This is a genomic window from Rhizobium sp. SEMIA4064, from assembly GCF_003025035.1.
In the GTDB taxonomy this organism is placed as follows: domain Bacteria; phylum Pseudomonadota; class Alphaproteobacteria; order Rhizobiales; family Rhizobiaceae; genus Rhizobium; species Rhizobium paranaense.
In genome coordinates, this window is sequence record NZ_PYJN01000019.1 from 451,415 (window position 1) to 464,852 (window position 13,438).

General features: G+C 58.8%; 13 protein-coding genes. 3 read left to right on the forward strand and 10 right to left on the reverse strand.

The features are described from left to right. Position 1 precedes the first annotated feature (1 nt). Positions 2 to 484, forward strand: a complete 483-nt coding sequence (locus C9E91_RS15890) for a DUF992 domain-containing protein (RefSeq protein WP_107109231.1) — start codon at positions 2 to 4, stop codon at positions 482 to 484. Between the two features lie 94 nt (positions 485 to 578). On the opposite strand, the gene C9E91_RS15895 is transcribed toward C9E91_RS15890, so the two are convergent. The 7 genes from C9E91_RS15895 to C9E91_RS15925 form a co-directional block, all read right to left on the reverse strand. Beyond that, on the reverse strand, positions 579 to 1,973 hold the full coding sequence (locus C9E91_RS15895; RefSeq protein ID WP_107109473.1) for an NAD(P)(+) transhydrogenase (Re/Si-specific) subunit beta: 1,395 nt from the start codon (positions 1,971 to 1,973) through the stop codon (positions 579 to 581). A gap of 10 nt (positions 1,974 to 1,983) precedes the next feature. Further along, positions 1,984 to 2,382: an NAD(P) transhydrogenase subunit alpha part 2 gene (locus tag C9E91_RS15900; protein ID WP_107109232.1), complete on the reverse strand. Its 399-nt coding sequence runs from the start codon at positions 2,380 to 2,382 to the stop codon at positions 1,984 to 1,986. After that, complete coding sequence (locus C9E91_RS15905) at positions 2,383 to 3,546, reverse strand: Re/Si-specific NAD(P)(+) transhydrogenase subunit alpha (RefSeq protein ID WP_107109233.1); 1,164 nt, start codon at positions 3,544 to 3,546, stop codon at positions 2,383 to 2,385. Between the two features lie 125 nt (positions 3,547 to 3,671). Next, the gene (locus C9E91_RS15910; RefSeq protein WP_107109234.1) at positions 3,672 to 3,896 is read right to left on the reverse strand and encodes an aa3-type cytochrome c oxidase subunit IV; all 225 of its coding nucleotides are present in this window, start codon (positions 3,894 to 3,896) and stop codon (positions 3,672 to 3,674) included. A gap of 183 nt (positions 3,897 to 4,079) precedes the next feature. Then, positions 4,080 to 4,835 (reverse strand): N-acyl amino acid synthase FeeM domain-containing protein, encoded by a 756-nt coding sequence (locus C9E91_RS15915; protein WP_107109235.1) that lies wholly within the window; start codon positions 4,833 to 4,835, stop codon positions 4,080 to 4,082. Between the two features lie 349 nt (positions 4,836 to 5,184). Further along, positions 5,185 to 7,488, reverse strand: coding sequence for a putative bifunctional diguanylate cyclase/phosphodiesterase (locus tag C9E91_RS15920; RefSeq protein ID WP_107109236.1), 2,304 nt, complete (start codon positions 7,486 to 7,488; stop codon positions 5,185 to 5,187). Between the two features lie 230 nt (positions 7,489 to 7,718). Continuing rightward, positions 7,719 to 8,825, reverse strand: coding sequence for a TRAP transporter substrate-binding protein (locus C9E91_RS15925; protein ID WP_107109237.1), 1,107 nt, complete (start codon positions 8,823 to 8,825; stop codon positions 7,719 to 7,721). Between the two features lie 284 nt (positions 8,826 to 9,109). Between C9E91_RS15925 and C9E91_RS15930 the strand changes: the two genes are divergently transcribed. Then, complete coding sequence (locus C9E91_RS15930) at positions 9,110 to 9,898, forward strand: gamma-glutamyl-gamma-aminobutyrate hydrolase family protein (RefSeq protein WP_107109238.1); 789 nt, start codon at positions 9,110 to 9,112, stop codon at positions 9,896 to 9,898. On the opposite strand, the gene C9E91_RS15935 is transcribed toward C9E91_RS15930, so the two are convergent. The 3 genes from C9E91_RS15935 to C9E91_RS15945 all read right to left on the reverse strand — a co-directional run bounded on the left by C9E91_RS15935 (position 9,899) and on the right by C9E91_RS15945 (position 12,553). Beyond that, positions 9,899 to 10,867, reverse strand: a complete 969-nt coding sequence (locus tag C9E91_RS15935) for a 2-hydroxyacid dehydrogenase (RefSeq protein ID WP_107109239.1) — start codon at positions 10,865 to 10,867, stop codon at positions 9,899 to 9,901. Between the two features lie 30 nt (positions 10,868 to 10,897). Beyond that, positions 10,898 to 11,920, reverse strand: a complete 1,023-nt coding sequence (locus tag C9E91_RS15940) for a LacI family DNA-binding transcriptional regulator (RefSeq protein WP_107109240.1) — start codon at positions 11,918 to 11,920, stop codon at positions 10,898 to 10,900. Positions 11,921 to 12,040: 120 nt separating this feature from the next. Then, positions 12,041 to 12,553, reverse strand: coding sequence for a MarR family winged helix-turn-helix transcriptional regulator (locus tag C9E91_RS15945; protein ID WP_107109241.1), 513 nt, complete (start codon positions 12,551 to 12,553; stop codon positions 12,041 to 12,043). Between the two features lie 86 nt (positions 12,554 to 12,639). Here C9E91_RS15945 and C9E91_RS15950 point away from each other — a divergent pair, with 86 nt between their 5' ends. Further along, on the forward strand, positions 12,640 to 13,431 hold the full coding sequence (locus C9E91_RS15950; protein WP_107109242.1) for a creatininase family protein: 792 nt from the start codon (positions 12,640 to 12,642) through the stop codon (positions 13,429 to 13,431). The last annotated feature ends 7 nt before the right edge of the window (positions 13,432 to 13,438 follow it).

Sequence of the window (13,438 nt, forward strand, 5' to 3'; positions counted from 1 at the left end):
CATGCTGAAACACATTATTCTAGCGTCCGCAGCGCTGTCCGCTGCCGTATGGGCTGCGCCTGCGGCCTCCGCAGACTATTCCACTCTCGGCACGCTCACCTGCACGTCGAAGGGATCGACGGGCATGATCATCATGTCCCAGAAAAACCTGATGTGTACGTTTGAACCGAGCGGCGGCGGACCGAATGCGCGTTATGCCGGCATGATCCAGAAATACGGTGTCGATCTCGGCGTTACCGGCCGCAGCGTCATGATATGGGCTGTGCTCGCCAAGACCGGCACACCATTCACCGATATCGCGCTGGCCGGCGAATATTACGGCGTTGGCGCCGATGCCAGCTTTGCCGCCGGTGGCGGCGCCAAGGTTATCGCCGGCGGCACCAACAGAGCCTTCATGCTGCAGCCCCTCAACGTCCAGGCCCAGGAAGGCGTCAACGTCGCCGTTGGCGTTGAGAAGATGACCCTGGCACCTGCGTCGATTTGAGAAGGTAAAGTAAGGGCGATTCTTGCAGATCGCCCACATGCAGCGCCTTCGTAGCCTCCCGTGCCCTGCATCTCCCTTGTTAGGGAGACGGGAGTCACCCATTCATCGCCTTGACGATCTCCTCGGTGACCTTTTTGGCGTCACCGAGCAGCATCATCGTGCCGTCCTTATAGAACAGCGTGTTGTCGATGCCGGCATAACCGGAGCCGAGAGAACGTTTGACGAAGAGGCAGGTCTTGGCTTTGTCGACATCAAGGATCGGCATGCCGTAGATCGGTGACGTCTTGTCGTCGCGTGCGGCCGGATTGGTGACGTCGTTGGCACCGATGACATAGGCGACATCGGCCTGGGCAAATTCCGAATTGATATCTTCCAGCTCGAAGACTTCGTCATAAGGAACATTGGCCTCGGCCAGCAGCACATTCATATGGCCCGGCATACGGCCGGCGACGGGATGAATGGCGTATTTCACGTCGACGCCGTTCGCCTTCAGCTTGTCGGCCATTTCGCGCAGCGCATGTTGGGCCTGCGCCACCGCCATGCCATACCCTGGCACGATGATGACTTTCGATGCATTGGCCATCAAGTAAGCAGCGTCCTCAGCCGAGCCGAGCTTCACCGTCTTGTCGCTGTTATCGGCGCCACTGGAAGCCGTCTCCCCGCCAAAGCCGCCGAGAATGACGGAGACGAAGGAGCGGTTCATGCCCTTGCACATGATATAGCTGAGGATCGCGCCCGACGAGCCAACCAAAGCACCGGTGATGATCAGTGCCAGATTGCCGAGTGTGAAGCCGATCCCGGCCGCCGCCCAGCCGGAATAGGAATTCAGCATCGATACGACGACGGGCATATCGGCGCCGCCGATCGGCACGATCAGCAATACGCCGAGCGCGAGAGCCAGGGCGACGATCGCCCAGAAATCGAAGTGGCTTTCGCTGACACCAAGGCCGACGATGAAGAACACAATTAGCGCCAGCAACACGGCGTTGATGATATGCCGGTTGGGCAACAGGATCGGCTTGCCGGACATGCGGCCGTCGAGCTTCAGGAAGGCGATGATAGAGCCGGTGAAGGTTAGCGCGCCGATCGCGACGCCAATCGCCATTTCGACGCGAGCCTCGTGATGGATCGAGCCGATCGCGCCTATGCCGAAGGATGACGGCGTATAGAGTGCCGCAGCGGCGACCAGAACGGCGGCCAGACCGACCAGCGAATGGAAACCGGCGACGAGCTGCGGCATCGAAGTCATCGGAATGACGCGGGCGATATAGGCCCCTGCCCCACCACCAATGGCGAGGCCGAGGATGATGAGCACGAAGCCGCCGAAGGAGGGTGTGGCGAGAACCAGCGTCGTGGCAATGGCGATACCCATGCCGGCCATGCCGTAGAGATTGCCGCGGCGGCTTGTGGCCGGATGCGACAGGCCGCGCAGCGCCAGGATGAAGAGCACGCCGGAAACGAGATAGAGGAAGGCAGCGATATTGCTCAGCATGCCGTCCTCACTTGTCTTTCTTCTTGTACATCGCCAGCATGCGCTGGGTAACAAGGAAGCCGCCGACAATATTGACCGAGACGAGCACCAGCGCCACGAAGCCGAAACCGGTGGCAAGCCCACTGGCGGAAATGCCGACCGCCAGAAGCGCACCGACGACGATGACCGAAGAAATGGCATTCGTCACAGCCATCAGCGGCGTATGCAGGGCGGGAGTGACCGACCACACCACGTAATAGCCGACGAAGATCGCCAATGCGAAGATCGCCAATTCGAATACGAAGGGATCGATCGCGCCGCCGGAGATGGCGCTGACGGATTCCGGCGCCTGCGCAGCCGCGGTCCTCACGGCGCTGATGGCGTCATTCAATTGCTGGAGCGCCTGATCCATTGCTTGGCTGGCCATCTAGAGATCTCCCTTGTTGACCGTCGGCTGATCCGGGTCGACGAAGTTCGGATGCACAACTTCGCCCGCATCCGTCAGCATCGTCGCCTTGATCAGCTCGTCGGCCCGGTTAAGCCCGAGGCTCTTGCTATTCTTGTCGACCATCGTTTCCAGGAAGGTGACGAGGTTCTTGGCATAGAGTGCAGACGCGCTCGCCGGAATGCGGCCCGCCAGATTGGGATATCCGATCACCTTGACGCCCTCGACATCGGACACGGTTCCGAATCCGACACCCTCGATATTGCCGCCACGTTCGACGGCGAGATCGACGGCGACTGCGCCGGGGCGCATCGCCTTCAGCATCTCGCGGCTGACGAGCCGTGGCGCCGGGCGGCCGGGAATCAAGGCCGTAGTGATGACGATATCCTGCTTGGAGATATGTTCGGCAACGAGGGCCGCCTGCTTGGCCTGATAGTCTTTCGACATCTCCTTGGCATAGCCGCCGGCCGTTTCCGCCGCCTTGAACTCTTCATCCTCGACGGCAACGAATTTCGCGCCGAGCGAGGCGACCTGCTCCTTGGCCGCAGGACGGACGTCGGTGGCCGATACCTGTGCACCCAATCGCCTCGCGGTGGCGATCGCCTGCAGGCCGGCGACGCCCGCACCCATGACGAAGACCTTCGCCGCCGGCACTGTTCCGGCCGCCGTCATCATCATCGGCAAAGCCCGATCATAAACCGCGGCGGCCTCGATCACGGCCTGATAACCGGCAAGATTGGCCTGCGATGACAGCACGTCCATCGACTGCGCACGGGTGATGCGCGGCATCAACTCCATGGCGAAGCTCGTCAGCCCGGCTCGCGCCATGTCGGCGAGCGCCGCTTCGTTGCCATAGGGATCCATGATGGCGATAACGATCGCGCCGCTCTTGTAACCGGCAATCTCCCCGCCGGTCGGCCGGCGCACCTTGAGAATGACATCAGCCTGGGCTGCATCGTGAACGGAGCCGATCCGCGCGCCGATGGCTTCGTATTCACCGTCCGGAATGCGCGACAAAGCGCCGGCACCCGCTTCGACCACAATGTCAAAGCCAAGGCCTCTCATTTTCTTCACCGTTTCGATGGACGCGGCAACACGCGTCTCATCCGCCACGGTCTCTTTGGCGACAAAAACCAGATTGCCCAACGATACCACCTCGCGTCAAACGACAGCGCCGCTGAATACAGCAGCGCAATAGCCTGCAGAACCAGGCTAGCATTCCGGGGAAGGCGCGGGCCGGACGGCCCTGCATCGATCAGCGCGCTGGAATATCAGCGCACGAGTATGGAGCCAATGAATGATAGAACGCCGAAAATAAGCAGACCGCCGAGGAAGCCGGCATGACCGAAGAAACCGGCCGCCATCGCTATCAAAAGCGCGGCGATGATCGCCGATCCGACCCTGGCGACGAAAAGAAACCCATGGTAGGTCTTGTCGTGCTCCCTGTAATCCATCGGAGCACCCGTCTCGACCGGTCCGGTATGATGTTCGGCCATTCAAAAATCTCCCCTCAATCCGCTCCCCCGACCTGCTTTTGCAATCGCCGGTCGACTGGAGTTCAGCCTCGAAAGCTGCGGTGAATCTCTACGAAACACCGCAGCCAAATTTCCTCAATCGAGGCGTTACACAAAGCGGCGAAAAATGCAATGCACGAGAACGCCGCAGAGGCTCAAGAAGGCTTAGCCGAATTGCTGCCGAGCGGCGGCACGGCCGCCTGCAGCCATTCGCGCCGTCGGCAGAACAGTGAGGGGATGCGTGCCACCTTCAGCATCGCGGGAGAACATCATCCGCCGCTCATAAGGTTCCGAATCGAAGAATGGGTATCGTTCCATCAACTTGCCGCGAATCTCCTTCGACCGCGAAGCAAGCAGCGTCAGTTCGAAACCATAGGTCTCCGTCATGCGTGGCGGCACGATAGTATCGGCATAGAAGACACGTTTGTAGAAGGCGGCATGCGCTGGGCGGATATGCTGCATGACGCGGTCGGTGTCAAAATAGATGGCGCCGACGATTGCCGGTCTGAGCGTCAGATAAGGCAGAGCCGGCATTTCAAGCTCGAACTCGGGATCGATGGCGAAACGCGCCGGATCGATCAGCGTCATGCCGGCATCGAGAAAGGCATGAATTTCATCGGGAAAAATGCCGGTCGACTGGCAAACGCGATGATCCGGCGTGACATGGTGTATTCGCACCGTGCTCACCAGCTCTTCGTAGTAGTAAACGCCGAAAACGTAGGCCTGCTCGTCGAAATCGATCTCGTCGATCATGGTCTTGGCCGCAACCGGCAAAACCTCACGCGCTTTGTAGGCCTTGTAACGCAGGCGGGCGACATCCTCCATGTCCTCGCTGCTCTCTATCCGGCGGTATTCAACGTGATCAAGCACCTCCATTAGCTTGCCGGCGAAGCTATTTTGCAAAGTACTCATATAAGACATGTTCGCTATCCGTAATTTTAACGGACCATTATTGGTATTAATCAAAAAATTGATCAATATTAGATTCAATTTTTATTAATTATTTGTTCGTTAAGGTTAATTTTTTGACTACAGATACCGGTATAGATTCGAATATTCACAAATTCTTATTTATTAATTATTGTAGATTCGCTGGCCACTCCTCCCATTTTGCTGGGAAGAGCCTATCGTTACGGTAGGCAAGGAAGTATCGGTCGCGGAAATGCCTGCGTACCACTGAGGCGGGTGGGGTTATGCTGGAAAGAATGAGTTCGGCGCGACGGCCGCGGCAAATACGAAGAACGTTCGCGATTGGCCGGCTTGGCGAGGCCTAAGCCACATTATCCTGCCGGATGGCCGGCTGGTGGCGGCCGATATTGTCCACCATTTCGACGATGCTATCCCGCGGCACAGGAACTGAAAACACGTAGCCCTGGACGATGTCGGCCAGATCATACTGTTCAATGAGCGATAGCTGCTCCGGCGTCTCCACGCCCTCGATAACGATTTCCAGGCTGAGAGCCCGTGAAAGATCGGCGATGCCGCACAGGAGCTTGAAACGGCGGCTGTCCGTGGTGATGTCGCGGACGAAAGAGCGGTCGATCTTGACGATATCCACCGGCAACGTATCGAGATAGCTGAGACTGGAGAAGCCGGTGCCGAAATCATCGATGGCGATGGTGATGCCCCTGGTACGCAGGTCGACGAGAATGGACCGCACGATCGCAATTTCATCCATCAAGCAGCTTTCGGTGACTTCCAGATGCAGCCGCGACGGGTCCAGCCCCGATGCATCGAGCGCTTCCATGACCATGGTGACGATGTCGTTGCTGCGTAGGTCCTGTGCCGAGAGATTGACCGAGACCGAGATCGACTCCGGCCAGGTGGCGCAGTCTCGGCAGGCCTGATTGAGCATGAAGCGGGTGATGCCAGTCACGATGCCCATTTCCTCGGCGATCTGCACGAAGACGTTCGGTGGAATCGAGCCTTTTTCCGGATGTACCCACCGCGACAGAGCTTCGCAGCAATCGATGCGGCTGCCATCCGGCGCGAACATCGGCTGATAGACGGCATGCAGCTTGCCGCCCTCGATGGCCTCGCGCAGATCCTCTTTCAGCTTCTGCCGCTCAACGTAGCGCGCATCCATTTCCTCCTCGAAGGCAGAGCATCCACCCTTCATTCGCGACTTGGTTTCGAACAGCGCCAGATCGGCCTTGATCCGCCACTCCTCCGGACGGAAATCGCGGCTCGACATGGTCACATAGCCACCGCTGAAGGAAACGCGGAAACTATTGCGGTCGACATCGTAGAGACCGGCCATGGCGGCGTGCAGCGCACGAATGCGGCTATCCAGATCCGGCTCGCCATCCTCATTCGGGAAAAACAAGACAAATTGATCCCCGACGAGGCGAGCGGAAAGCGCCATATCTCCCGCCCTTTCCTTCAGCCGCGCGGCTATGGCGACCAGCAGCCGATCACCGATAAAATGCCCCTTGGTATCATTGACGTGCTTAAAGTCGTCCACATCGAGAACCAGAAGACCAATCTGGCTCTCGCGGGTGCGAGCGGCCAGCTTTTCCTTTACGAGGTCAACGAAATATTCGCGGTTCGGCAGGCCGGTCAGTGGGTCGAAGCGCACCATATGCAGGATCTTGCGCTCGGCGCGAATGCGCGGCGTCACGTCCTCGAAAATCAGAATGACAATGCCGTCGGCGCGGCGGCTTGCCGAAAACTCCAGAAACAGATCCTCATTGAACTGAATGAGGGTGCGCGATATCGAGCCGCTGACGAGCTGCGCCATCTGCCGCTGGATCAGGCCGGGCAGCGAGCCGTCGATGAAGGCATGGCGGGCGCCATAGCGCAGCACGACGTCGAATTCGCAGTCCCGGAGCTGCTCCTGATGCGCCAGATTCAAAAGCTCGCAGGCTTTGCGGTTCACCACCAGGATGCGATTGTCGGCATCCAGCATGAACAAGCCGTGCGTCATATTGTTGAGCGCCGTGTCGAACCGGTCGGCAATCAACGATATCTCACGCGAAGCGATGACATTCTTATAGAGAAATTCGCGCACGCCATTGGCCATCGAACGCGTCGTCAACCCGAAGGGCACGAGCATGATGGAGACGATGGACTTGTAAAGCTGCTCCGACATCAGGCAAGCGATGATGATCGGCAGGCAGCAGGCCATGGTCTGCAGGTCGATCGCCTTCTGCGAACCATAATTGCGGCCGACGATCGACACCATCGATGCCATGGTCACAGCGATACAGATGAACTCCGCCAACGGATCCTGGACGATCAGGATCGCGTAGCCGCTACCGATGCCGAGAATACCTGCCGTCCCTGCGGCGCCGAGCACATAGCGCGTTTCCCAACGCGCGATATCGGCGCGCGAAAAGGCATGCTTATTGGCGGCGTCAAACTGCCAGAAGGAATACATGCGGAAAGCGAAAACGGCGATAAAGGCGAGACAGAGACCGAGATAGATGCTCGCATCCGTGCTCAAGAACACGATGACATACGTGAGGACGTGAACGAACACACCCGTAAACAACGTTTTACGGTTTCCGAAAAGCGAACTTACGAACGACAGATAAACATCTGTCGGTACCGTGTCCGGGCTTTGAGGCTTCATTCAGAGTTCCCCTGATGCGGCAGGCACTCTAGTTGAAACTTTTTAAAATTTGATTGCCCAAATAGTGGGTATCTGGACGGATTTTCTAATCATCTCGGTTACTTACACTAATTTTGAGTGATATTTTGCATCGTATTCGTGCAATCGGTTAAAACTGATTCTACTCAGACTATATTTCTTCAATCATCAATTGCTAAAACACAAATCACTGAAAATAGGGGCGCGACCGGTCAAAGTTTGCCCGCCCTCTGCTGGATCATCATGAAGGTATCGAAAGTGTATTCGGAAAGTTGCATCCAGAGATAGGCATCCTTCTTGTAAGCAACCTGATCATCATAGATCCGCTTGAAATAATTGTTCGATTTCGAGAGATCAGCATAGATTCCCATAGCCGCCTGGAAACACGCCTCGAGAATTTCCTGGCTGAACGGGCGCAACGTCACGCCCTGCTTGACGATCTCCTTCAACGCCTGCGGATTTTTCACATCGTATTTCGCCAGCATGTTGGTGTTGGCAAAGGAGCAAGCATCCGCGAGGATCGCCTGATAATTCTTCGGCAGCGCGTTCCATTTTTCCAGATTGAAGAAGGCGTGCACGACGGCACCCCCTTCCCACCATCCGGGATAGTAATAATATTTGGCGATCTTCTGGAAACCGAGTTTCAGATCGTCATAAGGGCCGACCCACTCCACCGCATCGATCGTACCTTTGTCGAGCGCGGCAAATACGTCATTGATCGGGATATCCTGTTGCGGCACGACGCCGATCTTTTCGATGACCTTTCCGGCCAGGCCAGCAATGCGCATCTTCTGGCCCTTGAGATCGTCCAGCGTATTGATTTCCTTGCGGAACCAACCGCCCATCTGCACGCCGGTATTGCCGGCCGGCAGGCCGAAAATGCCCTGCGTGGCGTAAAACTCGTTCATCAGCTTGTTGCCGTTGCCCTGGTAGAACCAAGCATTGGAGAGCCGGGCATTAAGGCCGAACGGCAGAGCCGTGCCGATGGCATAGGTCGGGTCCTTGGTCCAGAAATAATAGGAACAGGTGTGGGCGGCATCGACCGTCCCGGCGCTCACCGCGTCGGCCGCCTGCGCGCCGGGCACGATCTCGCCCGCTTCATAGGTCTGGATGACGAAATTGCCGCCCGTCGCTTCCGAAACATGCGTGGCGATGTCCTCCGCGCCGCCATAGATCGTATCCAGGCTCTTCGGAAAGGAAGAGGTCATCTTCCAGGTGATCTTCGGATATTCCTGAGCCACAGCGGGACTGGCGAGCGCCGAGGCGGCCGCGCCCGCGCCAACCGCTCCGGCCCGCCTGATGAACGAACGGCGATCCATCGAAACCTCCCGTACAGATGGCATTGCGGGAAACATGCTCTCCCGATATGGCGCAAGTGATGGAGCTAATCACGCCGTGGTTTGTCTTTCAAGGTTGCTTTTGCACTGCATTATGGCGATTCCTGTACATCGTCATGACGAACGGAAACAAAGCCTCTTCGCAACCAGTCCGCGTTGCTGAAGCGTCGCTCTTCGCTTAGATTTGACCCGCCCCGGCATTGACACCATATTCATGCCGGGGTCTCAACTAACCCCGATAGTTTTGCACTTCTCCGGAGCCTTGCATGCCCAGACCGATCGTCGCCATTCCTGCCGATATCCGCGAATTCGATGGCGTGACTTGGCATGCGGTGCAGCAGCAATACATCCGGGCAGCCGTCAAAGCTGCGGGCCTGATGGCACTGATCGTCCCGGCGATGGAAGACGGCAACGATATCGACGCCATTCTCGACCGAGTCGACGGCCTGCTCGTCTCCGGCTCCGCCAGCAACGTGCACCCCTCGCTCTACAGCATGGAAGCGCGCGAGAGCGACGGTCCTTTTGATCCGGCCCGCGACGCCACGTCGCTGCCACTCATTCGCCGTGCCATCGATCGTGCCATCCCGATGCTCGCCATCTGCCGCGGCATCCAGGAGCTGAACGTCGCGCTGGGCGGCACGCTCGCCAGCGAAATCCAGGAGCAGCCGGGCATCTGGGATCACCGCAAACCGCCGAATGTCGATCGCGACACGATGTATTCGATCCGCCAAAGCGTGTTCGTCAAGGAAGGTTCCTGCATCGCCCGCGTCGTCGGCCCCGGCGAAGTGCGCGTAAACTCGCTGCACCGTCAGGCGATCGCCGAAACGGCGCCGCGGCTGCAGGTGGAAGCCGTCGCCGAAGACGGCACGATCGAAGCCGTCTCGGTCATCGACGCCAAGGCCTTCGCCGTCGGCGTGCAGTGGCATCCGGAATATTGGGCGGAAACCGATTCGCCTTCACGCAAGCTGTTTGTCGCCTTCGGCGATGCCGTGCGCGATTATGCGGCGAGCAAGGAGCAGCCTTTGGCCGCCCCTCGCCACCAGCAAGCCATTTGATCAAGCCTTCGATTTCACCGGGGTCTCCGGTACCGGGGTCAGCGCGGCGCCCTTGCCGAACCATGCGATGATATTGTCCGCCACGAGATCTGCCATCGCGTTGCGCGTCGGCACCGAGGCGGATGCCACATGCGGTAGCAGCGAGATATTCGGCAGCGAGAGATAGGCAGCAGGGACGTATGGCTCATCGTAGAAAACATCAAGGCCGGCAGCGCCAAGCGTGCCGTTCCGCAGGGCTGCGATCAGCGCATCGTCATCCACCGACCAGCCGCGCCCGACATTGATGAACACGCCCTGCGGTCCGAGCGCCGACAGGATCTCGGCATTGATGACCTTGTGCGTTTCCGGCGTCTTCGGCACGATGGAGATCAGCGTATCCACCGATTGTGCCATCTCCTTCAGGGTCGGATAGTAGTCGTAAGGCAAGGAGTCGCGCGGCGAGCGCGTGTGATAGCCGATCTTCACCTTGAACGGCTCCAGCCGTCTGGCGATCTCCAGGCCGATCCGGCCGAGACCGTAGATGCCGACGCGACGCCCCTTCAGGGAGAAAGGCGAGAGCGGAAAAGGCCCTTCCTTCACCCAGCGACCCTCACGCAGCCAGGTTTCCGCTTGCGGAAACTGCCGCAGCGTGTTCAGCAGCAAGGCAATCGCCGTATCGGCCACCTCATCGTTGAGCACATCGGGCGTGTTGGTAACCACGATGCCCTTCGAAGCCGCATGGCGGACATCGATGCCGTCATAGCCGACGCCGAAATTGGCGATGACTTCGATATTGGGGAAGGCATCCATCCAGACGGCATCGAAGCCACCCGACACCGCTACGCCACGCACACGCGCCGCCGTTTCCGCATCGACCCTCGGGCTCTCGCTGCGATCGAGCGCGACGATATCGAAGCGGCCGTTGAGCGTTTCGAGAACACGCGGGTGTATCTTCCCCGGAACGAGGACGGCGACGCGATTATCGGACATGATCTTTCCTCTTGAAGATGCGGTTCGGCGCTATTGGCGCGCCTGGTAGGGAGATGTCGATTGACGGATGCGCATTTCGGGCTTGATGAGATGAATACCATCCGGCTCATGGCTGCCCGCCAACCTATCCAAAAGCGCGCGCGCCGCAAGCCTTCCGACCTCCGCCTGGCCGTTCCACACCGTCGTCAGCGCCGGCGTCGCGATCGCCGCCTCTTCCAGATCGTCATAGCCGGTAACCGAAATATCCTTGCCCGGCACGAGGCCAGCGCGGGAGATGCCGTTCATCAAACCAATGGCCACGAGATCGTTCCAGCAGACGGCTGCCGTCGGCTTCTGCGGCAATGACAGGAGATGGACCGCCGCCTCGAAACCGCCCTGCTTGGAGCGAGCGCCGGGAATACGCAGATTGGGATCGACCTCGATGCCTGCCTTGCGCAGAGCGTTCACATAGCCCTGATAGCGATCACGGCCGGTGGAGGTCTGGTCCGTGCCGCCGATCATCGCGATGGTGCGGTGACCGAGGCTGATCAGGTGATTCGTTGCGAGCGAAATGCCGTAGCTGTCGTCCCCGCGAAAGGTCGGCAGATCCAGCCCCTCCATCGAACGGGCGACAAGGATGGCCGGCATGCCGTTTTCCTCCGCCAGATCGAAATCTTCCGGCGGCGTGCCGATTGCCGGCGACATGATGATGCCATCGCCTCCGAGCTGCAGCAGGGTTTCGACGAAGGTCCGCTGCTTCTCGACCGAATCATAGTGATTGGAGAGAATGAACGTATGGCGGCTGCGGTCGAGTTCGCTCTCGATCGCCTTCAGAATCTCCCCGTAGAACGGGTTCATGATGTCGTGGACGACGACGCCGATGATCCCGGATCGCGATGTCCTGAGGCTCGCCGCGCGGCGGTTATAGATATAGCCGAGCGTGCGCGCCTGATCCTTGATCTTCTCACGCGTATTCACCGCCACCAGCGGGCTGTCGCGTAAGGCAAGAGATACCGTCGCCGTTGAAATACCCAGCGTTTCTGCAATGGTCGAAAGCTTTATCTTTTGCGCCATGCGCTCCCCTCCCCGTGAAACGCAGCCAAATATATGATCCCGGCGTCTCACGATTCCGGAATTTAAAAACTTTAATTAAAAGCTTAAATCGCGCCGCGCAACTCGAATCCTTTAGGATTCTTAGAATTCCCCATCATCTTCCTCATGGTCGCCGGCCTGAAGATTGCCATCGATCGCCTTCAACAGGCGCACGAGCGAACGGACATCCTTCTCCGAAAAACCGCGTGTGGCGAGTTCATCGCAAACCGCCGCCGAACTGGTGATCTCTGTCACGCTGTTGCGCCCGGCCTCTGTGAGATAGACCTTTGTCAACCGGGCGTCCGCGGCATCGGGCCGCCGCTCGACGAAGCCCTGCGCTTCCATGCGCCCGATCGTGCGGGTCATGGTCGGCGCCTTGACGCCGAGCTTCTGCGCGAGCGTCCCTGCCGGCAGGCCATCGCTCTCCGCCAGCGCGAGGATGACGCCATCCTGGCCCGCGTAAAGGCCGCTTGCCGTCAGGTTGCGCGTCAGAACCGTGCGCATGGACCGTGCCGCCTGCGTCAACGCGGGCGACAAATCGGCAAGCGTGTAGTCGCCGTGGTCCTTCTTCTTACCCGACTTACTTTTTTTCCCGTCTTTGTTCTTCTTACCCATCGTGATTCCGTTGATCTTTCCGCCGCTGCAGCATCACGATATGACATTGCGCAGCTTATTGACATAAACAAGAGGCACATCTGCAGATGGCACAGCCTATGGCGCGTTTCGATGACAATGATAGGACGCTGACGCCAGTGGACCGGGCAAACTGGATCGCCGTCCTGCCGCTTGGCGCCCATGAACAACACGGCCCCCACCTGCCTTTCGAGACCGACACCTTGATTGCGGCAGGCATCGTCGCCCGCCTGAAGACGGCGCTGCCAGCCGATTTGCCCGTCACTTTTTTGCCCGTGGAGCCAATCGGTTACTCCATCGAGCACATGGATATTACCGGCACCAAGACACTCGCCTTCGACGAAGCTGTCAACCGATGGCTTGGTATTGCCGAAAACATGCACCACCTCGGCATCCGCAAATTCGTCATGTTGAACGCCCATGGCGGCAACTCACCCCTGATGACCATCGTGGCGACGGAAGCGCGCCTGCGCTTCGGAATGCTGGCCGTCGCGACCAGTTGGACGCGCTTCGGCGTGCCGGAAGGGTTGATTGCGCCAGAGGACAAGGCCATCGATATCCACGGCGGCGATATCGAGACCTCGGTCATGCTCGCGCTCCACCCGGAGAAAGTCGACGTGACCAAAGCTGCGGATTTTCCTTCCCGGCAATCCGATTTCATCAAGCGCTTCAAACATCTGCGCGCCTATGGCCCCCATGCCTTCGGCTGGAGGATGTCGGATCTGAATGTGCAAGGCGTGGCCGGCAATGCGAGTGTTGCGACGGCCGAGAAAGGCGAACGGCTGATCGCCCATGCCGTGAAGGGCCTAGTGGAGTTGTTGAGGGATGTCGATCGGTTCGATGTGGAGCCGTGGAGATAGCCGATCA

Bases quoted from the DNA above. Each gene is read 5' to 3' on its own strand.
- C9E91_RS15890 (WP_107109231.1), top strand. From the start codon at position 2: ATGCTGAAACACATTATTCTAGCGTCCGCAGCGCTGTCCGCTGCCGTA.
- C9E91_RS15900 (WP_107109232.1), bottom strand. From the start codon at position 2,382: ATGGCCAGCCAAGCAATGGATCAGGCGCTCCAGCAATTGAATGACGCC.
- C9E91_RS15910 (WP_107109234.1), bottom strand. From the start codon at position 3,896: ATGGCCGAACATCATACCGGACCGGTCGAGACGGGTGCTCCGATGGAT.
- C9E91_RS15915 (WP_107109235.1), bottom strand. From the start codon at position 4,835: ATGTCTTATATGAGTACTTTGCAAAATAGCTTCGCCGGCAAGCTAATG.
- C9E91_RS15920 (WP_107109236.1), bottom strand. From the start codon at position 7,488: ATGAAGCCTCAAAGCCCGGACACGGTACCGACAGATGTTTATCTGTCG.
- C9E91_RS15925 (WP_107109237.1), bottom strand. From the start codon at position 8,825: ATGGATCGCCGTTCGTTCATCAGGCGGGCCGGAGCGGTTGGCGCGGGC.
- C9E91_RS15930 (WP_107109238.1), top strand. From the start codon at position 9,110: ATGCCCAGACCGATCGTCGCCATTCCTGCCGATATCCGCGAATTCGAT.
- C9E91_RS15935 (WP_107109239.1), bottom strand. From the start codon at position 10,867: ATGTCCGATAATCGCGTCGCCGTCCTCGTTCCGGGGAAGATACACCCG.
- C9E91_RS15940 (WP_107109240.1), bottom strand. From the start codon at position 11,920: ATGGCGCAAAAGATAAAGCTTTCGACCATTGCAGAAACGCTGGGTATT.
- C9E91_RS15945 (WP_107109241.1), bottom strand. From the start codon at position 12,553: ATGGGTAAGAAGAACAAAGACGGGAAAAAAAGTAAGTCGGGTAAGAAG.
- C9E91_RS15950 (WP_107109242.1), top strand. From the start codon at position 12,640: ATGGCACAGCCTATGGCGCGTTTCGATGACAATGATAGGACGCTGACG.